The sequence below is a fragment of the Actinotignum timonense genome, assembly GCF_900155575.1.
Lineage (GTDB): Bacteria > Actinomycetota > Actinomycetes > Actinomycetales > Actinomycetaceae > Actinotignum > Actinotignum timonense.
Map to the genome: position 1 here is coordinate 1,215,698 of NZ_LT706966.1, position 19,824 is coordinate 1,235,521.

Annotated in this window: 16 protein-coding genes; 11 read left to right on the top strand and 5 right to left on the bottom strand. The window is 63.4% G+C overall.

Going from position 1 to position 19,824, the window contains the following annotated elements; genetic code table 11:
* Positions 1 to 9 precede the first annotated feature (9 nt).
* The 4 genes from CZ322_RS05080 to CZ322_RS05095 all read left to right on the top strand — a co-directional run bounded on the left by CZ322_RS05080 (position 10) and on the right by CZ322_RS05095 (position 6,549).
* The gene (locus CZ322_RS05080; RefSeq protein WP_087070476.1) at positions 10 to 1,794 is read left to right on the top strand and encodes an ABC transporter substrate-binding protein; all 1,785 of its coding nucleotides are present in this window, start codon (positions 10 to 12) and stop codon (positions 1,792 to 1,794) included.
* A gap of 207 nt (positions 1,795 to 2,001) precedes the next feature.
* Positions 2,002 to 3,528 carry an ABC transporter permease gene (locus CZ322_RS05085; protein ID WP_026428355.1) on the top strand — a complete coding sequence of 509 codons (1,527 nt, stop codon included), beginning with the start codon at positions 2,002 to 2,004 and terminating at the stop codon, positions 3,526 to 3,528.
* A 51-nt stretch (positions 3,529 to 3,579) separates the two neighbouring features.
* Complete coding sequence (locus tag CZ322_RS05090) at positions 3,580 to 4,731, top strand: ABC transporter permease (RefSeq protein WP_026428354.1); 1,152 nt, start codon at positions 3,580 to 3,582, stop codon at positions 4,729 to 4,731.
* Positions 4,732 to 6,549 carry an ABC transporter ATP-binding protein gene (locus tag CZ322_RS05095; protein ID WP_026428353.1) on the top strand — a complete coding sequence of 606 codons (1,818 nt, stop codon included), beginning with the start codon at positions 4,732 to 4,734 and terminating at the stop codon, positions 6,547 to 6,549.
* 19 nt (positions 6,550 to 6,568) lie between these two features.
* Here CZ322_RS05095 and CZ322_RS05100 read toward each other — a convergent pair whose 3' ends face one another.
* On the bottom strand, positions 6,569 to 7,204 hold the full coding sequence (locus tag CZ322_RS05100) for a hypothetical protein (protein WP_087070477.1): 636 nt from the start codon (positions 7,202 to 7,204) through the stop codon (positions 6,569 to 6,571).
* Entirely contained in the window at positions 7,201 to 7,779 is a 579-nt protein-coding gene (locus CZ322_RS05105) for a PH domain-containing protein (protein WP_087070478.1), read from the bottom strand. The genes CZ322_RS05100 and CZ322_RS05105 overlap by 4 nt, the downstream gene beginning before the upstream one ends.
* A 171-nt stretch (positions 7,780 to 7,950) precedes the next feature.
* Here CZ322_RS05105 and typA point away from each other — a divergent pair, with 171 nt between their 5' ends.
* The 4 genes from typA (at position 7,951) to fdxA (ending at position 12,728) form a co-directional block, all read left to right on the top strand.
* A complete protein-coding gene (gene typA / locus CZ322_RS05110; RefSeq protein ID WP_087070479.1) occupies positions 7,951 to 9,873 on the top strand; it encodes a translational GTPase TypA in 1,923 nt (640 codons plus the stop codon).
* 84 nt (positions 9,874 to 9,957) lie between these two features.
* Positions 9,958 to 10,515: a hypothetical protein gene (locus tag CZ322_RS05115; protein WP_087070480.1), complete on the top strand. Its 558-nt coding sequence runs from the start codon at positions 9,958 to 9,960 to the stop codon at positions 10,513 to 10,515.
* Positions 10,485 to 12,347: a VanW family protein gene (locus CZ322_RS05120; protein ID WP_234984470.1), complete on the top strand. Its 1,863-nt coding sequence runs from the start codon at positions 10,485 to 10,487 to the stop codon at positions 12,345 to 12,347. Before CZ322_RS05115 ends, CZ322_RS05120 begins: the two co-directional genes overlap by 31 nt.
* Positions 12,348 to 12,398: 51 nt before the next feature.
* Entirely contained in the window at positions 12,399 to 12,728 is a 330-nt protein-coding gene (gene fdxA / locus CZ322_RS05125; RefSeq protein ID WP_026428348.1) for a ferredoxin, read from the top strand.
* Positions 12,729 to 12,796: 68 nt separating this feature from the next.
* Here fdxA and CZ322_RS05130 read toward each other — a convergent pair whose 3' ends face one another.
* A complete protein-coding gene (locus tag CZ322_RS05130) occupies positions 12,797 to 14,011 on the bottom strand; it encodes a Maf family nucleotide pyrophosphatase (protein WP_234984471.1) in 1,215 nt (404 codons plus the stop codon).
* 19 nt (positions 14,012 to 14,030) lie between these two features.
* The gene (locus CZ322_RS05135; RefSeq protein WP_234984472.1) at positions 14,031 to 15,707 is read right to left on the bottom strand and encodes a DUF885 domain-containing protein; all 1,677 of its coding nucleotides are present in this window, start codon (positions 15,705 to 15,707) and stop codon (positions 14,031 to 14,033) included.
* A gap of 197 nt (positions 15,708 to 15,904) precedes the next feature.
* On the opposite strand from CZ322_RS05135, the gene CZ322_RS05140 reads away from it, so the two are divergent.
* From CZ322_RS05140 to CZ322_RS05150, 3 genes are all read left to right on the top strand, one after another.
* Entirely contained in the window at positions 15,905 to 17,380 is a 1,476-nt protein-coding gene (locus CZ322_RS05140; RefSeq protein WP_087070484.1) for a hypothetical protein, read from the top strand.
* Between the two features lie 77 nt (positions 17,381 to 17,457).
* Positions 17,458 to 18,129, top strand: a complete 672-nt coding sequence (locus CZ322_RS05145) for a response regulator transcription factor (RefSeq protein WP_087070485.1) — start codon at positions 17,458 to 17,460, stop codon at positions 18,127 to 18,129.
* Between the two features lie 9 nt (positions 18,130 to 18,138).
* Positions 18,139 to 19,212 (top strand): sensor histidine kinase, encoded by a 1,074-nt coding sequence (locus tag CZ322_RS05150; RefSeq protein WP_087070486.1) that lies wholly within the window; start codon positions 18,139 to 18,141, stop codon positions 19,210 to 19,212.
* Positions 19,213 to 19,288: 76 nt separating this feature from the next.
* Here the strand turns inward: CZ322_RS05150 and CZ322_RS05155 are convergent, their stop codons facing one another.
* Entirely contained in the window at positions 19,289 to 19,807 is a 519-nt protein-coding gene (locus CZ322_RS05155) for a GtrA family protein (RefSeq protein WP_087070487.1), read from the bottom strand.
* Between the last annotated feature and the right edge of the window lie 17 nt (positions 19,808 to 19,824).

A 19,824-nucleotide genomic window follows, 5' to 3' on the forward strand; every position in this document is an offset into this window, starting at 1 on the left:
GGTTCCTTCGTGAAGAAGACCGCTTATCCCTTGGTGGCCGGAGCAGCCGCGCTTGCTCTGGTCATGACTGGTTGTTCCTCCAACGGCAAGGGTGGCCCCACCCAGGTCGAAGGAAATGTCAACCGGACCGCTTCGGTTACCATCGGTGCCGATGAATTCCTGGGCTACAATGGCTTGACGCCCACTACCTACAGCTCGGCCAACTCGCTTGTTGTTGATCGCATGATGCCCGGATTCGGCTACTACTCCGCCAATGGCGAGTGGAAGCATGGCACCCCGCTCGGTGACTATGAAATGGTTTCCGAGAACCCGCTCACCGTGAAGTACACTTTCAACGATGATGCTAAGTACCAGGGCGGCGAACCCATCACCTGTGAAGATGCCTACATGGACTGGGTTAGCCAGAACCCGAAGTGGATTATGGATGGCCAGGCCGCTGCAGGCTCCGATGAACCGCTGTTCAACCACGTATCCAGCCCGGATACCTACGCGGACGGTGTTCCGGAAGGCCCCCAGTGCAATGCGGGTGACCGTTCCTTCACCATCACCTACGCCGCTCCGAATCCGGATTGGCAGCTGGTTGTTTCCGGTCCGCTTCCTTCGCACGTGGTAGCCAAGAAGATCGGTATCTCCAAGAAGGAGCTCTTCGAGGCCCTCAAGAACAAGGACTTCGCGACCGCCAAGAAGGCCGCTGAATTCTGGAATAACTGGAATTCGCCCACCCCGGGCCAGCTTCCCTCCGCGGAAGATGCCCCGTCCTTCGGCCCCTACACCCTCAAGGAAGGTGGCTGGGAAGCCGGTCAGTACATCACCATGGTTCCCAACCCGGATTGGTGGGGTGAGAAGCCCGGCCTCGATGAGCTCGTGATCCGCTTCATCCCGCCGGAAGGCCAGGTTCAGGCCCTCGCCAACCAGAACGTGAACGTCATTGAGCCGCAGGCCACCAAGGACACCCTTGATGCCCTCAACGGCACCCAGGGCGTGACCGTCCTCGAAGGTAACACCATGATTTGGGAGCACTTCGACTTCAACTTCAAGCCGGGCTCCATCTTCGCCAATGACAAGGGCGGCCTCGCGCTGCGCCAGGCCATGGCCTACTGCATCCCGCGCCAGCAGATCGTTGATTCGCTCATCAAGCCGCTCAACGCTAACGCTGAAGTCCTCAACTCCCGCGAATACTTCCCGGATAACCCCGAGTACAAGGAAGTTGTGGCCGCCTCCTACAACGGCGAATATGACAAGGTCGACATCGAAAAGGCCAAGGCCAAGGTTGCTGAATCCGGTATCGCCAACCCGGTGGTCCGCATTGGTTACAACCAGCCCAACCAGCGCCGTTCCGATGAGGTTGCCCTCGTGACCTCCTCCTGCGCCCAGGCCGGCATCACCGTCCAGGACGTCGGGGCCCAGGGCTTCATGGCTCCGGGTGGCGGCTATGAGAGCGGCGACTTCGATATGGTGCTCTTCGCCTGGTCCGGCTCCGGCCAGATCGTTTCCGGCGCGAATATCTACAAGTCCAACGGTGGCCAGAACCAGACCGGTTACAACAACGCCACTGTTGATACCGAATGGGACAAGGTTTCCTCCAGCCTGGATCCGAAGGTCCAGAAGGAAGCCAAGAAGGTGATTGAGAAGGAACTGTGGAATGACCTCTTCGGTATCCCGCTCTTCACCCACCCGGGCATCGCGGCGTACACCACCGGTATGGAGAACGTTGAGCGCAACGTCACCCAGTCCGGTATCGCCTGGAACGCCGAAAAGTGGAGCTGGGGCTCCGCACCCGCCAAGGCTGAGTAATTAGCCTTATGCACAGGAAGTAATAGTTATTTTCTAGCTGCACCGGAGGGGCCGCGCTTGCGGCCCCTCCGGGCGTGCAGTTTTATCACCCTTCCTGTGTCACATCCCACGTCCCATTTCGTCTGGAAATGCTTATGTACTATAGTCACCGAGTAAAATTGTCCGAACCGGCGCCCATCGGCACACAGAACGGAAAGAAGTCTCGCGGTGTATAAATTCATCGCCAAACGAATTGGCATCTCAGTACTTATCCTCTGGGCCGCGTCGCTCCTTATCTTCGTTCTTACGATTAATTCGGGCGACCCCCTCGAGGACCTTCGCGAATCCAATAACCCGAATCGCGAAAACCTCATGCAGCAGCGCTCCTCCTTCATGGGCCTCGACCTGCCCTGGTACGAGCGCTATTGGACTTGGCTGACCGGAGCAGCGAAATGCTTCATCGGCCAGTGCGACCTGGGCGTCAATCGTTCCGGACAGTCTGTTAATGACATGCTCGGTCAGGCCGCTTCCGCCACCTTGCGCCTCGTGCTGGCGGCCACCTTCCTCGCGATCTTCTTCGGAATCTTCTTCGGTGTTATGAGCGCTATCCGCCGCTACACCGGTTTCGATTACGTCGTGACCTTCCTCGCCTTCACCTTCTACTCACTGCCCGCTTTCGTCTTCGCGGTGCTCCTGAAGGAATACGGCGCTATTCGCTTTAATGACTGGCTGGCAGATCCAACAATCTCACTGGTTACCATCGTCATATTTGCCGGTATCTTCGCACTCTTTGTGCAGGCCCTCGTGGCCGGCGGCCCGAAGCGGCGCGCCATGGCCGCGGGCATCAGCTTCGCTATCGCCTTCGGCGTCATGGAATACATTTCCGTAACCCGCGCCTTCCTGGAACCCACCGGCGGGCTGTGGATCGAAGCCCTCATGGGCCTGGCCGGCACAGTGCTCTTCACCGGCCTCTTCCTCGGCTTCTCCAATAAGCGCGGCTTTGCTGTGGTGGGCGCCAATGCCGCGATTATGTTCGTTATCGTGGCGGCCTGCTCGAATATGCTCTGGGAGCCCACGTGGGGCTTCCTCTTCCTGATTCTGGCTCTCGGGATTGCCGCCTCCGTGGGCGTGTCCTACTTCTTCGGTGGCTACGCCCGCCGCTCGGTCACCTGGGCCTCGATCTGGGCCGTGTTCTCGGTGTGGATCGCGATTATCTTCGATTTCGCCGCCCGCTACTGGTCCACCTACCTGCCGCTCACCCAGAACCGTCCGATTTCCACCATCGGTTCGATGACCCCGAATTTCCAGGGCAGCCACGTCTTCTGGCTCAGCTTCCTGGATTCCTTCACCCACCTCCTGCTGCCGACGATCTCGCTGACGCTCATGTCCATCGCGTCCTATACGCGCTATACGCGCTCGTCCATGCTGGAAGTGCTCGGTCAGGATTACATCCGTACCGCGCGCGCCAAGGGCCTGCCCGAACATACGGTTATCACCCGGCACGCGTTCCGCAACGCCATGTTGCCGCTGCTCACCATCATCGCTTTCGATTTCGCGGGCCTCATCGGCGGCGCAGTTATTACCGAAACGGTCTTCGGCTGGAAGGGCATGGGTGAACTCTTCCGAACCGGCCTGGCCCAGGTAGACCCGGCCCCCGTCATGGCCTTCTTCCTGGTCACCGGCGGAGCCGCGGTGCTCATGAATATGGTCGCGGACATCATGTACGCCTACGTCGATCCTCGGATTAGGCGGTAAGCATGAGCCTGACTACCCCCATGAATCGTCACCAAGCCCGAGGAGAATCCGATGAGTGAGAATCGCTCGAAAACAACCGTCGCGTCGCTCGACCCGGAACACGTTGTTGAGGTCGACGACGCTCAGCTCGCTTCCTCCAGCCCTTCCTATTCCCAGGGGCGCCTGGTGCTGCGCCGCTTCCTGCGGCATAAGCCCGCGATGGTATCCGCTGTCGTTCTTATTCTTGTGACGCTGGTGGCCTTCCTGTCCATTGGCTGGAATATGAGCTTCTTTGGGCTGCACTGGCACTTCTCCGGTTTGTGGCGCCACAATTACACGGATGTCCTGGAAGTCGTCAATAACGGCAAACCGACCTTGACCTGGACCTCGCTGGGCGAACACCCCTTCGGGCAGGACAATATCGGTAAGGACTACTTCGCCCTCACCATGAAGGGCACCCAGATTTCTATTATTATCGCTTTCGTCGTCGGGCTGGTTTCCACCATTATTGGAACGGTTATCGGCGCGGCCGCCGGTTATTTCCGCGGCTGGACCGAAGCGATCCTCATGCGCATCACCGACCTCTTCATCGTGATCCCGCTGCTCATCCTCGCCGCGGTTATCGGCAAGATGGTGGGAAGCCAGGGCATTTTGTTCCTCGCGGTTATGCTGGGTGTGCTTTCCTGGACGGGCCTGGCGCGCCTGGTGCGCGGCGAAGTGCTCTCCTTGCGCGAACGCGAATTCGTGGCCTCGGCCCGCGCGCTGGGAGCCTCCCCGTGGCGTATTATTTTCCGCCACATCCTCCCGAACTGCCTGGGCACGATTATTGTTTCGGCAACCCTGTCGATTTCTTCGGCAATTCTGCTGGAAACGTCGCTGTCCTTCCTCGGTTTCGGGGTGCGCCCGCCGGCAACTTCGCTCGGCCTGCTTATTTCTACCTACCAGACCACGTTCTCGACCCGCCCCTGGCTCTTCTTCGCCCCGGCCGGTCTGATCCTCATCATCGCGCTGTCCATTAACTTCATCGGTGACGGCCTGCGTGATGCTTTCGATCCGCGCCAGCGTTCTGCGGTCTCGCGCCGCAAGATGAAGGCCCTTGCCGAAGGACATATTGAGAACGACGTCGAAGCTGATCTCATGCCGGTGACCACCGCGGCCACCACCGCGACGGGTGGCGAGCACGCCGCTCCCGCATCGGACGCCACCGAAAGGAAGGGCGAATAAATGCGTCTCGGAAAACGCGCTGCAACAACGCACGATAAAGCTGCCTCCGCGGCCACGGCCACGCTGAAGGCTGACCAGCCCGTCGTCACCCCGCACCCGAAAACCGATAAGCCGGTGCTCGGCTTCGGTGAACTGGACGTCAAATTCGCTACCGAATTCGGTGCGGTTCACGCCGTGCGCGGCGTGAGTATTGATGTGCGCCCGGGTGAAGTGGTGGGCCTGGTGGGCGAATCCGGTTCCGGCAAGTCCGTTACCTCCACCACGGCCCTCGGCCTGCTCCCTTCCAACGCTGTTATTAGCGGAAGTGTGCAGGTGGCCGGGCGGGAAGTGCGCGGGATGACCTCGCGGGGCATGCGCGCCCTGCGCGGCGCCGAAGTGGGCATGGTGTTCCAGGAACCCATGACCGCCCTCAACCCGGTGCTTACCATTGGCCGCCAGATGACGGAAGGTCTGGAAACCCACGGGCTCGCCTTCGGGGAAGACGCCCGTAATCGCGCGGTTGCCATGCTCAAGGCTGTCGGGCTGCCCGATGCCGAAGAGCGCATGAACCAGTACCCGCACCAGCTTTCCGGCGGGCAGCGCCAGCGCGTGGTCATCGCGATTGCGCTCATCGCCAACCCCTCCGTCATTATTGCGGACGAACCGACCACCGCCCTGGACGTGACGGTCCAGGCCGATATCCTCGACCTGCTGCGCTCCCTCAAGGACCAGCTGAATACCGGCATCCTCCTCATCACCCACTCCATGGGTGTTATCGCGGATATGGCCGACCGGGTCCATGTGATGTTCAAGGGTGAGATTGTGGAATCGGGCGACGTCGTTCAGGTTCTGAACCACCCCAAGCACCCGTATACGCGCCGTCTGCTGGAAGCCGTGCCGCATCTGGGCCAGGGCCGCGAGCAATTCGGTTTCTCCCTGGAAAAGGAAGCTTCTATTGACCTCAATAAGAAGGTGCTGGAAGCTAAGGATCTCGTTATCGAATACGAGATTCCCGGCAAGGAGCCCTTCCGCGCGGTTGACCATGTGTCCTTGGACGTTGCCGAGCGTGAAATCGTGGGCCTCGTGGGTGAATCCGGTTCCGGTAAATCCACCATCGGCAAGTGCGTGCTCGGGCTCATCCCGGCGGCCTCCGGTGAGGTGAAGATCTTCGGTGAGGACCTCGTGGGCGCTTCGCGTAAGCACGCCCAGGAACTGCGCCAGCACGTGGGTGTGGTCTTCCAGGATCCGGCCGCCTCGCTCGACCCGCGTTTCCCGGTGGGCGATTGCATTATGGAACCGCTCGATGTTCATAAGGTCGGCACCAAGGCGGAACGCCGCCAGCGGGTGTACGACCTGCTCGATGCGGTGCGCCTGCCGCGTTCCTCCTTCAACCGCTACCCGCATGAGCTTTCCGGCGGGCAGCGCCAGCGCGTGTGCATCGCCCGTGCCCTGGCCCTGCGCCCCAAGCTCCTCATCGCGGATGAACCGACCTCCGCGCTGGACGTGTCCGTCCAGGCCCAGGTTCTCACCATGCTCTCCGAACTTCAGGACGACATGGGCTTCGCCTGTCTCTTCATTTCGCACGATCTCGCGGTGGTCGATATGCTCTCGCACCGCGTGGTGGTGCTGCAAAACGGCAAGGTCGTGGAAGCGGGCCAGCGCGAGGATGTTCTCCACAACCCGCAGGAAGCCTACACTCAGCGCCTCCTGGCTGCCGCTCCGGTTCCGGAACCGATTGAGCAGCGCCGCCGCCGCGAAGAACGCCACGCGCTGCTGCGTAAGCAGGGCCGTGAAGTCTCGCGTTTGCGTTTGAATGAGAACGACGACGCCGCCAACTAGGCGAGAGTTACTTTGGCGCTCAGGTGAATGCCAGGCCGCAGGCCGCGGCTAGGCAAGCCACCCACGCCACACACAGAACCGCTCGGTTACGATCCACGGATCGTACCGGGCGGTTTGTGCTATCCGGGTGGTCCGCAGTCTCAAGGGCACGGGAGTGGGCGGCGCGCAGCTGTTCCGCGGCCCGGGCGAGGGTGACCCAGCGGGTGCGGGTAGTAGCGCCGCGCCCGGGCAGCGCGGGAAGATCAGCGTGGCGAGCGGCAGCCGGATGCCGGGCGGGAAGAAGCCGGCGCCCGGCCGCCAACGCACCGCCGGCCGGGAACGCCGCCGCATCCCACTGCTGCCCGCCCCGAGCATGGGTGGTGAGATAGAAGCGGGTTGTGAAGCGCGCAACCGCGCCCCAGGGCAGGTAGATGGTACGCAACGGGTTAATAATGGTCAGGCCCGCTGCGCTATAGCGCAACTCGGGGAGGAAGAAAAAAGAATAGGCGGCCCCGGCCACCCCGGCCCCCAGGAAGCCGGCAGCAAGAGCGGAGAGCGGCATGGGAACCCCGGCCGCGATGAGAATCAGGGGCGCGATGCCAAGGGCACTGAGGAGGCCGCCTTTAACGATCTGGCCGCGCGAACGCAGGGTCACCTCACCGGGTTGGGCACTCATAGCGCCACCGACCAGGCAATACCGCCGAGCACCCCGAGCACTCCAGCTACCGCGAAAGCGAGCCGATCCCAGGCCCAGTGCCGCTCCACCCGTGGATGCTCGCTCGGGGCCCCCGCGGGAACATAACGGGAGGCCACCGACTCAATGAACTTCCGCACCGGCAGCGTTGCCGTGGTGACCGTATGATCCCCGGAATCGTGGACCGGGACGGCGCGGCGGGTATCCGGGGTGGGGCGCCCGACGGAGCCGAAGGCGCGGGCGTGGATGGCCGCTCCGTCCGTCGTCGTGATAACAAGACCGTACCCGGATTCGACCCCGCGCAGCCGCGGGAACGGAACCCGCAGGTCGCGGAAGGTATTGCGTATCGTCACTCCGGAACCGTCTACGTCTACGCTGGGCAAGTAGAAGAGCGCGTACCCGGCCAGGCACATGCCGGCGGCGAACACGGCCGCGGGCGGCAAATAACCCCATCCGCCCTGCCACACCTGCATGACCAGCGCGATGATTCCGATGGCGCCGCACAGCCCGGCGGCGGGGGCGGCCGAGGCGCCGCGAAGACGATAACGTGCAGACATAAGCATATTTTCCCACGTTCGCGCCCCGATTGCCGATTCCCGCAGCCGGTCGTGGTGATTCTTGACATGGTGGCATATACAGTGCGGGCCAGGCGAGTAACATTGCCAGGGGTTTGCGCTCGCGCAGCCCGTATGTCACAACGCCGGCGCGGGCCGGCAGGGAAGTAGGTTATGGATAGTCGCAACGATCTTCGCAACGTTGCCATTGTGGCGCATGTTGATCACGGGAAAACCACTCTCGTGGACGCGCTCATGTGGCAGGCCGGGGCTTTCGGGGAGCGCGCCACCGTGGAGAAAACCGGGGAGCGCGTCATGGATTCCGGAGAACTGGAACGCGAAAAAGGCATCACCATCCTCGCGAAGAACACCGCGATCCATTACCGCGGGCCGGCCGCGGCCGCAGCCGGCGCACCTGAGGGCATCACCATTAACGTGATCGATACCCCCGGCCACGCCGATTTCGGCGGGGAAGTCGAACGCGGCCTGTCCATGGTGGACGGCGTTATTTTGCTCGTGGACGCCTCCGAGGGCCCGCTTCCGCAAACTCGTTTCGTGCTGCGCAAGGCCCTGGAAGCCTCGCTGCCCGTCATTATTGTTATTAATAAGGTGGATCGCCCGGACGCGCGCATCGCCGAGGTGGAATCCGAAACCCAGGATCTCCTCCTTTCCCTCGCCTCCGACCTGGATCATCCCGATCCGGATATGCTCGATTCGCTCCTGGAAACCCCGGTGATTTACGCTTCCGCGAAGGCCGGGCGCGCGAGCCTGACCCGCCCGGCGGACGGCCAGCTGCCCGATAGTGCCGATTTGGAGCCGCTTTTCGAGGCGATTGTCAACTACATTCCCGCCCCGCATTTCGAGGCGGATGCCCCGCTGGCCGCCCAGGTCACCAATCTGGATGCTTCGCCTTTCCTTGGCCGTATTGCCCTGCTGCGTATTTATTCGGGCACCATTAAGAAGGGCGCGACAGTTGCGTGGGTACGCGCTGATGGTACGACGTCGTCGGCCCATATCTCGGAACTGCTCCTGACCGAAGGCCTGGAACGTAAGCCGGCCACCTCTGCCCGGGCCGGCGATATTGTGGCGATCGCGGGTATTCCGGATATTACGATTGGTGATTCCCTGGTGGATCCGGAGGATCCGCGCCCGCTGCCGCCCATCCACGTGGATGACCCGGCTATTTCTATGACTATCGGGATTAATACGTCGCCGCTGGCCGGGACCGAAGGTAAAGGCCATAAGCTCACCGCGCGGCAGGTCAAGGATCGCCTCGATCAGGAACTCGTGGGTAATGTGTCCATCCGGGTGCTCCCCACCGGCCGCCCTGACGCTTGGGAAGTGCAGGATCGCGGGGAATTGGCCCTGGCGATTCTGGTAGAGCAGATGCGCCGCGAAGGCTTCGAGCTGACGGTGGGCAAGCCCCAGGTCGTCACCCGCACCATTGACGGAACCGTATGCGAGCCGATGCAGCGCACCACTATTGACGTGCCGGAAGAATACCTCGGCGCGGTCACCCAGCTCATGGCCGCCCGCAAGGGGCTCATGGAAACGATGGCGAATCACGGTACCGGCTGGGTGCGCATGGAATTTGTGGTGCCGGCGCGCGGCATGATTGGTTTCCGTTCCGCGTTCCTCACCCAGACCCGCGGCACCGGCATTGCCGCCTCCATTTCGGAGGGCTACGCCCCCTGGATGGGCGAAATTTCTTCGCGGGCCACCGGCTCTCTGGTCTCTGACCGGGCTGGGCAGGTCACCGCCTACGCTCTCCAGCGCCTGGAAGATCGCGGCACGTTCTTCGTGACCCCGGGCCAGGAAGTGTACGAGGGCCAGGTGGTGGGCGAAAACCCGCGCGACGAGGATATGGACGTCAATGTGGTGCGCGCCAAGGAAATGACAAATATGCGCTCGGCCACCGCCGACGTGTTTGAGACCCTGCAAGCGCCCCGACGGCTTACCCTAGAAGAAGCTATGGAATTCGCTGCTGATGACGAATGCCTGGAAGTAACCCCGGAATCGGTGCGGGTGCGCAAAGTCGTGCTCAGCGCGGTGGAACGCGGCAAAATCGCCGGGCGGAAGAAGCGCGCGAAGAAGTAGCGCCCGCCCGCGGCGCGGCTGTTCTACCCGCCCGCGGTTGCGGCCCGGCCTACCAGCGGCGCGCCCGCCCAGACAAGGAGTGAGATGAGGAACCGCACCCCGCGCCCGAACGTACCCCGCGTCTCGGGGGACGCCTCGTCCCATGCGCCACTTTCGGCCCGGTCCGCGCGCCCGAATACGTTGGGAACCGCGCTGCGGACGTGCGCGAAGCTCGCCACCGGCCTGCTGCTCGGGGCCTTCGCCGGGGCGCTGGCCGCGGTCACTCACGCGGGGCTGGCGGGAATTCCCGGCCTGGCCACCGATATTGTGTGGGTCGGCCCGCTCCTCGCCACGCTGCTCATTGCCAGTGGCGCATCTTTCGCCCGCGATTGGCTAGGATCATGGTGCTGGGCTGGATTCTGGCTGGGTGAAGTGGCCCTCACCTTCTGGGCTTTTGCCGCCCCCGGCTACGGTGACATCGTGGTCTTCCACGGGGTGGCCGCGAATCTCTGGCTTGTTCTGGCTCCGCTCGCCGGGGCATTCCCGCTGATCGGCGCTCTGGTGCGCCGCCGGCATTCCACGCCTCCGGGCCCACACCCGCAGGCCAACCAGGATCAACCACAGGAGGACGCATGCGACCTGAGCACACGCCGCAAAGTGTAGGTCTCGAAGATACCGCGGTGCGCCCCGCGGGTTCTGACACGCCTTTCGACACCGGGGAATTCCGGCAGGTGGAAGCTACCCGCAAGCTGCGCTGGCCCTGGATTGTTTCCGCGGTTATTGCGATTTTGCTGCTCGCCTACGTGGGTTATGCCTGGTACAGCGCCGACCGCGTCGCGCGGGGTACCACGGTGGCCGGCATTGAGATCGGCGGGATGAATACCGCCACCGCCACCGAACATCTCAGTGGTGAGGTCGCCGCGCGGGTGGCCCGCCCGGTTGAGGTAGTTGTGGAGGGCACCAGCGTGAGCGTGAACCCGGGCGATTACTCCCTGAGCGTGGACGCGGCGGCCACGGTGGAGAGCCTGACCGGTTTCACCCTCAACCCCGTGGAGATTTTCCACCAACTCACGGGCAAGGGCGAGGTCGCCCCGAAGGTCACCGTGGACGACGCCGCATTATCCGCCCAGGTAGATACCATTCGTAACAGCACCGGGGTGGAAGCGCGTAATGCCACCCTCATGATGGAAGGTACGACGGCGCAGCTCAGCCCGGCGCAAGCCGGGCGCGCCGTCGACCCGGAGGCTACCCGCACCGCTCTGATTGAGCAACCGTTGCGCGGCCAAGAACGTATTGAACTGGAAGCGGTGCCCGCCGAGCCTGCCATTAGCACCGAAGCTGCCGAAAAGGCGCGCGCGGAGCTGGCTGGGCCGCTGGTATCCGGCGATCTCACCGCGAAGGTGGGGGACCGGGCCGTGAACCTTAGCCCGGAAACTCTGGCGCAGGCGGCCTCTTTCGTGCCGGAAGGCGCGGCGCTTCAGCTCAAGCTGGACGGCAAGGTTCTGGGCGATGCGGTACGGGCCGCCGCCCCGGACCTGCTCAAACCGGGTGTGGATGCCCGCATTGAGATCGTGGACCACACCACGCCCACGATTATTCCCTCCCAGGACGGCGTGGGTATTGACGACGCCGCCCTCGCTTCCGGCGCCCAGGTGGCCGCGCTGCGCACCGCTGCCGCCGAGCGCCTCGTGGAACTGAGCCCCGCTCCGATTCCGGCGGCCTTCAGCACCGCGGATGCGGAAAAGCTCGGGGTCAAGGAAGTGGTCTCGGAGATTTCCACCCCGCTCACCAGCGATTCGGTGCGTACCACCAACCTGCGGGTGGGTACCCGGAAAATCACCGATACCCTGGTCAAACCCGATGAGACGTTCTCCCTGGAAGCAGCGCTCGGCCCCATCGAATACTCAGAAGGCTTCGTGTCCTCCGGGGTGGTTATGAACGGCTTCAATAACGAGGCCCTGGGCGGCGGGCTTTCCCAGCTGGCCACAAATGTGTTCAATATTGGTTACCTGGCCGGTTACGAGGATGTGGAGCACCGCCCCCACACCAAGCATTTTTCCCGTTACCCCATGGGCCGCGAATCAACGCTGTGGTCCGGTTCCATAGACGTGAAATGGAAGAACACCACCCCGTACGGCGCGGTGATCGACACCTATCTCGAGGGCGGGTACGTGGTCACGAAGCTGTGGTCGACGAAGTATTACGACGTCGAAACCTGGACCTCGGAACCGCGCAATTACCGCCAGCCGGTTATGACGGAAGGTAAGGGGCCGGATTGCGAGCCCCAAGGCTTGGGCGATCCCGGATTTACCGTGACCGTGTCTCGCACCGTGAAATTGGGGGATAAGGTCGTTGAGGATTCGTCCTATGACTGGACCTACCAGCCCGATCACGGCCGCACCTGCCCGAAGCCGGAGCCGGCCGCTCCGCCCGCCCCCGCTCCGCAAGCCGAAGGCGCTCCCGCACCAGCTCCAGCCCCCGCGCCCGGTCACTAGATTTGGTGCTGGGCGTGAGCTCGGATTACGGTAGAGGAGGAGGTGACACCGGTGGCTTATGTCATTACCTTGCCGTGCGTCGATACCAAAGATCGGGCGTGCGTGGACGAATGCCCGGTGGATTGCATTTACGAAGGGGACCGTACCCTCTACATTAATCCGGACGAATGTGTGGATTGCGGGGCTTGCGAACCGGCCTGCCCGGTGGAAGCCATCTATTACGAAGATGATGTTCCCGAAGAATGGTCAGTATTCACCGCAGTCAATGCGGAATTCTTCTCCGAATTGGGCTCCCCGGGCGGGGCGCAAAGCCTCGGGCCCACCGGCACCGACCACCCCTATGTGGCCGGCCTGCCGGCGAACGTCAACGAGGATTCCTGAGCCGGAGACCTGCTCGACCACGGCTTCCATGCCGCGCTAATTACGCGCGGGAGAGCGATCGCGCGGCGCTAGCCGCGCGCGCCGTCGTTCCAATCGAGGGTGGTGCGGGCCAGCTCGCGCACCTGCGGCCAGGTGGCCGCGAAGGAAGGAAGCAGCGGGTAGGAGGCAACATCCTCCACGTTCACCCAGCGCAACTCCATGGATTCCCCGTCGGCCACCGCCTCCAGCCCATCGCGGCAGCGCGCCACAAAACTGGTATAGGACCAATCCACATGCGCGGTGGTGAGCTCCCCGCCGCGGCGCAGATCCGTGGGAGCCAGTGCGGTCTCCTCGGTGAATTCGCGCAGGGCACCCTCCCAGGGCTCCTCGTCCCATTCGCGTGCTCCACCCGGGAAAGCCCAGGTGGCACCGCCGTGACTCCAGGGGGAGCGGTGTTGAAGCAGGATCTGGATATGCCCGGCGTGGCGCCGGAAAGCCGCGATTCCGGCCGCCCCGTTCATCCCCCAATGGCGTTTCCCGCAACCGCACAGCAGGAAACCGTCCGCGCCGTGATGAACCGTGCCGTGGTGGCTATCGGCTAAGAAACGCTGCGCGGCCTCCGGGAGCACCCCGAGGGCCGGGCGGGCCGGCTTCGCCCAGAATTGGGTGAAGGACAGGCCCAGGTGCTCCACCAGGGAACGCAGCAGCGGTAGGGAAATCCCCACCACCCCGTGGTAATCACCTTCAAGGCGGTCAATAAAGGGGCCTCCCAAGCCGTCCGCGGTAAAGGAACCGGCCACTTCCAGGGGTTCCCCGGTGGCGATATACGCCTCAATCTCCGCTTCGCTCAGGTGCGCGAAGGTCACTTTCGCGCGGGAAATCCCGGCCAGGGAACGCCCGGAAGGAACGTGAACCAGGCAGTGCCCGGTGTGGAGAATCCCGGAATTGCCGGACATGCGGGCCAGGCGCTCGCGGGCCACCTCCGGGGAATGCGGTTTCCCGTAAACTTCGCCCTCGAATTCGAACATGGAATCGCAGCCCACCACAAAATCGGCGCCCTGGGCTGGCCCGGGAGTGGCGGCCACATCGCGGGCTTTGGCCGCGGCCAGCGCCAGCACCCCTTGGGAAGGACCCCCGTGCACTCGCGCGAGCAGTGCATCTTCATCCACGTGCGAAACCTGCACCAGCGGCTCCACGCCCGCGGCCCGCAAGGTGGCGAGGCGCGCGGGGGATTGGCTGGCCAGCGCCAAGGTAAGGGAGGGCAGCGCGGGCGTATGCGCCGCGCCGCCCCCGTCATGAGTCATCGGCATAGGAAAGACCGGCCTAGCGCGAGAGCTCGCTGCGCAGCACGTCCAGGCCCACCCCGCCCAGGCGCAGGGCCTTCATATGCCACGCCTTGAGGTCGAAACCGGCACCCGCGCGGGCCCGGGCTTCCTCACGCAGCTCCTTCCAGATCCGCGCGCCCACCTTGTAGGCGCTGGCCTGCCCCGGCCAGCCGAGGTAGCGATCCAGCTCATAGGAGAGGAAGGACTGTTCCATAGCCACATTCGCGCGCAGGAAACGCCAGGCGGCGTCGTGATCCCAAGCGCCGGTGCCGAATTGCCCGCCGGCCACCTTCCCGGCATCCTTACCCAGGTGCACGCCCATATCCACCACGATGCGGGCCGCGCGCAGCCGCTCGGAATCGAGCACGCCCATGCGGTCACCCGGATCCTCGTGGAAGCCGAGCTCGGCCATGAGGGCTTCGGCGTACAGCGCCCAGCCTTCCCCGTGCCCGGAAACCCAATAGGCCTGGCGGCGCCACGCATTGAGCTGATCCTTGAGGTAGACGGCCAGACCCAGCTGGAGATGATGACCCGGCACCCCTTCGTGGTAGACGGTGGTCTTTTCCTGCCAGGTGTGGAATTCGGTCACGCCTTCCGGCACCGACCACCACATACGCCCCGGCCGCGAAAAATCATCGGAGGGACCCGTGTAGTAAATACCGCCCGAATTCGAAGGCGCGATCATGCATTCGATGGTGCGCATCGCCTCGGGAATATCGAAGTACTGCGTGGCAGCGGCCATGGCACCATCGGCGGTCTGCTGCATCCACGAACGCAATTCCTCCACGCCGTGCAGGGTGTAGCGTTCCTCCTGATCGAGGCGGGTGAGGGCCTCGTTCACGCTCACGCCCTCCCCGTACAGCTCGCGCGCGATGGCCTGCTGTTCCGCGTCGATACGCTCCAGTTCGTGGATACCCCACTCGTATGTTTCATCCAGATCGACGACGGCGCCCAGGAATTCGCGCGAATGCAGCGCGTAACGATCCCGGCCCACCGCATCATTTTCGGTGGCCCCCGGGAGCAGACCCCGCAGGGTTTCCGCCAGTTCCCCGTAAGCGGCGCGGGCCTGAGCTGCGCCCTGCTCCAAAGCCTCAGTAAGTTCCGGGGCGGTGGCCGCACCGCGCTGGGCCAGCCCGGCGAAACTACCCGAATCGGAGGCGGCAGCGAGGGCCTGCTCCAAGCAGCGCTCCACCTGCCGAGCCGCGAAAACAGGACCGGACGCGGCCCGCTGGGCCAGGGATTCCCGGTAGCCGGCCAGGGCCCGCGGCACATCACTCAGGCGCGCCGCGATGGTTTCCCAATCGGAAGCATTTTCCTGGGGCATCACATCAAAAACATCGCGAATCCCCTGGAGCGGGGATTCAATAACATTGAGCTTGCCGACTTCTTCGCCGGCTTCATACAGTTCAATTTCCAGACCGAGGCGATCGCGCAGGCCGGCGGCGGTCACCCGATCCGTGGCATCGCGCTCTTCAAGGTGATCGAGGGCCGCCAGGGTCTCCCGCACATTATCGATATGCGCGGCAATCCCGGCGGGGGAGTAATCATCAAGCTTGGTTTCAGGGGCACCGGGCAGGCCGGTGAACGTCACCGTTTCGGGTGAGGTATCGAGGACGCGCTGGAAATAGCGGTCCGCGAGGGCATCAATCTCTGTGTGTTCTCGTTTATTCTCCACTGCTCCAGAATAGCCCGCGGCTACCCGCCACTCCACTCCCAGCAAAATCCCCGGATGAAAACATGGACGTTAGTGTCAAGGACGACTAGTATACTGTGATGGAAGGCACTTTATTTATAGCTGGCGGTTGGCGCTCCCCGTTCTCCTCACCTGAGGTGGCGCCGCGCCGGTGCTAAGCAGCTAGGGAAGGGGCGAGTGTGGCTGAGCAATTCGCTAGCGCGCCGCGCCCCGCATCCCAATCCGAAACATCACGCGGAACCGGCGCCGGGGCGGGCCGGAGTGCGCGGGAGCACTCCAGCATCGGCCCGGCCATGAGCCCGGACCTCATCGCCTACCTCCTCGGGGGCGGGGCCCAGCCGGCCGCTAGCGCGCAGCTGAGCGCGGATGATATGGCCCAGTTGCGGCGCAATACCGCAGCTGATCTGCCCCTTGGCCCCGAATCGGGGGTGCCGCGCTCCGGGAATGCCGCCCGTATGGAAGCCCCGGTGGATCGTAATTTTGTGCCGAGCCGGGAAACCGCCGCCCGCACCCCGCAGCGTTCGCGCACCTCCCTCCCGGATAGTGGTAGCCGGCCCGGGGGTGCCACGCGCGTTCCGCAGTCCGCACTGCCGGCTGCGCCGGCGTCGTCGCAACACAAAGAACCGCGCAATGAGCCGCAGCCTGCGGAAACGGAAGGCACCGCTTTCTCCGCCTATATGGAACACCTCGAGGGTGGGCTGCCGCGCTACACCCTGCGTCAGGCGGCGGAGCTGACCAATATGGATACGGAAGGGGTGCGGCGTTTTTGGCTGGCCCTCGGTTTCCCCTCCATCGTGGATGAAGATAGTGAACTTGTTTTCACGGACGGGGATATTCGGGCGATGCGGGCGATGGCGGAATCGCTCGGGGAATCTCCGCTCACCGAATCGGCCCTCACTTCGCTGCTGCGCGCCAGTGCCCACAACGTGGATCGCATGCTGCAATGGCATGTGGAAACGCTCCTGGAGCTGGCGGAAACTAGCGGCGGGCTCGGGCCGGTGGATGCACGGCGTTGGGTGCTTGATCATTTCCCGGATATTGAAGAATTTTTGCGGCGCACCGCGGCCTACACCTGGTCGCGGCAGGCCGCTGCGCTGCTGCGCCACACCGAAGCGGAAATCGCGCATATTAATGAGGATGATGCGATCCCGCAGCTGCCGCGCGCCGTTGGCTTTATCGATATTGTGTCTTTCACGAACCGGACCGAGCGGATGACATCGCGGCAGTTCATGGAGTTTATTGAGCGTTTCGATTACACCTGCCGGGCCGTGATTACCGGCGGGGGCGGACGCGTGGTGAAATCCATGGGCGATGCGTTCCTCTTTATCGCGGACGATATCGTCACCGGGGCGGATATCGTCTGCGATGTGACCCAGGCTCTGCGCGATACTCCGGAAATTCCGGCGGTGCGGGCCTCTCTCACCTGGGGGCCGGTGCTCGGGCGTTTCGGTGACGTGTTCGGGCCCTCGGTGAATATGGCGTCCCGGCTGGCGGATGTGGCCTCCCCGGGCACGGTCCTCACCTCGCGGCCGGTGGCTACCGCGCTCAAAGCGGTGGGGGAGAATCGCTTCACCACGATCTCGGTGGGGACTCCTACCCTCCAGGGCCTGGGGGCCACCGAGGTGCTGGAGCTGCGCCGCATTCGGGCGCATTAAGAACGGTGTTTCGGCGCCGCTTTGCGCCCCCAGGCCACGCCCCTGAGTGAAAAAAGAAAATAGCTTAGACTTTCAGTGTGACTACTTTGCTTCTTGTTGAGGATGACGCCGCTATTTCCGGACCGCTGGCCCGTGCGCTCGCGCGGGAAGGATATGCCGTGACGTGTGTTGATACCGGGCTGGATGCTCTGGAACAGCTCGCTCACGGAGTAGATATTATGGTTTTGGATCTCGGGTTGCCGGATATGGACGGCCTGGATGTGGCGCGGCAGGCCCGCGGGCGAGGCCACACTTTCCCTATCCTTATTCTCACCGCGCGCGCCGAAGAAGTCGATATGGTGGTGGGTCTGGATAGCGGGGCCGATGATTACGTCACCAAGCCGTTCCGGCTCGCGGAACTGCTGGCCCGGGTGCGGGCGCTGCTGCGGCGCACCGAACAGGGCACCGATCATTTCACCGCCCAAGATATTTCGGTGGATACCGGGGCGCGCCGGGCGCTGCGCGGGGGCGTGGAGCTGGCGCTCACCGCGAAAGAATTTGAATTGCTCACCGCGCTCATTCGCCGCGCGGGGGATGTTGTTTCGCGTGAGGCACTCTTCAGTGAAGTGTGGGGGGATGAAAAGGCTTCCGCCTCGAAGAAACTCGATATGCATATTTCGTGGTTGCGCCGTAAATTGGGCGACGACGTTGATAGCCCTCGCTATATCTCCACGGTGCGGGGACTGGGCTTCCGTTTCGAAACACGCTAAGAAGAACCCATGCGCGCACGTTCTTTGCGGATGACGATCCGCACCGCGCTGGCCGCCATTTTGCTGGTCGGGATTCCGGCGCTGGTGATGGGCGGGGTGACGATCCCGCGCAATGCCCTCGATGAAGCGCGGGCCCGCCGGGATATGCTGCTTTTCCTGGGCGCGGAAATCCTGGCGATTATCGTGGCTATTTTGGTGGCGGTGGGGATCGCCATGCGGGTCTCGCGCCGTATCTCCGCGCCGCTTATTTATCTGGCGGCCGCCGCGGAACAGCTGGGTGCGGGAACCACCCGCCCGCAAATGGCACCCTCCGGTATCGAAGAAATCGACCTGGTTTTTGAGGAGATCGCGCGGGCCGCGGATCGGATGGCCGGGCGGCTTTCCGCCGAACGCCAATTCGCTGCCGACGCCTCCCACCAGCTGCGCACCCCGCTCACCTCGCTATCCATGCGCCTGGAAGAAATCCAGTACCTGAGCAACGATCCGGACGTCAAAGAAGAAGCCACCCGCTGCCTGGAACAGGTGGAACGCCTCACCGGGGTGGTCACCGATCTGCTCCACGCCTCGCGCGCCCAGGAAAGCGCCACGGAAGCGGTGGCGCTGCAACCGATTTTCACCCAGCAGGGCGTGGAATGGGAGCGTGCCTTCGCGGCCGCGGGCCGCAAGGTGGTTTTCACGGTGGGTCAGCACGGCCCGGTGCTTTCCGATCCCGGGGCGCTCTCCCAAATTATTGCCACGTGCGTGGAAAACTCGCTGAAATACGGGGCGGGAACGACGACGGTCACCTCGCGTCCAGCCGGCCGGGGCGTCATTATCGATATTAGCGACGAGGGGGAGGGGGTAGCCCCCGAATTCGTGGAAGCTATTTTCACGCAGGGATTCTCCCTGGGCGGCTCCACCGGATTTGGCCTGCCGCTGGCCCGCCAACTGGCCGAACGCAACGGCGGGCGCCTGGAATTATCCCAGGCCCAACCCCCTATTTTTTCGGTGGTGCTCGCCGCGCTCCCGGCGGCCCTCGACCCGGCGAAAGTTTTCCCGGCAGGCGGGGAAATTTCGGTGGGAGCACGCCGCCGGCGTTTCTAAACGGTGCGGCGCCTCGCGTAGGTGCAGCTTCGCGAGGGTCGCGGTGAGAGTCCCGGCACTTGTAGGAACGACGGCGCTACTCGCGCACCCGGAACACCACGTAGCGGTAGAGCACGTAGCGGCAGGCGGTCCCCAGAATCAGCCCCACCACATTGGAAGAAATATTATCGGCCAGCTGGGAGCGCATATCCAGCACGTAGCGGGAGAACCACAAGCAGCCCAGCTCGATAGCCATCCCGCACAGATTCACCGCCACGAATTGCAGGAATTCCCGCATTTTTTCCGCCGAACGCTGGGTGCGGAAGGTCCACAAGCGGTTGGCCACCCAGGAAAAAATCACGGAAAGGGTAACGGAAATGACCTTCGCGGTCATGGACTGATCGCCGGGCAGGCGCACCAGCCCGGTATGCGCCAGCAGATTAAAAATACCCACATTGACGATATAGGCACCCAAACCCACCGTGCAGAATTGCATGAATTCCACGAGCCACTGCCGGAAGGTCTGGCCCTTGAGTAAACGGCGCACGAGCTTGTCCACCCGGGCGCGGGCGGAGGAACGCGGTTCTGGTGTTGGCTCTGGTGCTGGGCTAGTCATCGCGCTGAGACTATCAC

Excerpts from the sequence above, each read along its gene's own strand:
- CZ322_RS05090 (WP_026428354.1), top strand. The coding sequence starts at position 3,580 with ATGAGTGAGAATCGCTCGAAAACAACCGTCGCGTCGCTCGACCCGGAA.
- CZ322_RS05095 (WP_026428353.1), top strand. The coding sequence starts at position 4,732 with ATGCGTCTCGGAAAACGCGCTGCAACAACGCACGATAAAGCTGCCTCC.
- CZ322_RS05100 (WP_087070477.1), bottom strand. The coding sequence starts at position 7,204 with ATGAGTGCCCAACCCGGTGAGGTGACCCTGCGTTCGCGCGGCCAGATC.
- CZ322_RS05105 (WP_087070478.1), bottom strand. The coding sequence starts at position 7,779 with ATGTCTGCACGTTATCGTCTTCGCGGCGCCTCGGCCGCCCCCGCCGCC.
- typA (WP_087070479.1), top strand. The coding sequence starts at position 7,951 with ATGGATAGTCGCAACGATCTTCGCAACGTTGCCATTGTGGCGCATGTT.
- CZ322_RS05115 (WP_087070480.1), top strand. The coding sequence starts at position 9,958 with ATGAGGAACCGCACCCCGCGCCCGAACGTACCCCGCGTCTCGGGGGAC.
- CZ322_RS05120 (WP_234984470.1), top strand. The coding sequence starts at position 10,485 with ATGCGACCTGAGCACACGCCGCAAAGTGTAGGTCTCGAAGATACCGCG.
- CZ322_RS05130 (WP_234984471.1), bottom strand. The coding sequence starts at position 14,011 with ATGACTCATGACGGGGGCGGCGCGGCGCATACGCCCGCGCTGCCCTCC.
- CZ322_RS05150 (WP_087070486.1), top strand. The coding sequence starts at position 18,139 with ATGCGCGCACGTTCTTTGCGGATGACGATCCGCACCGCGCTGGCCGCC.
- CZ322_RS05155 (WP_087070487.1), bottom strand. The coding sequence starts at position 19,807 with ATGACTAGCCCAGCACCAGAGCCAACACCAGAACCGCGTTCCTCCGCC.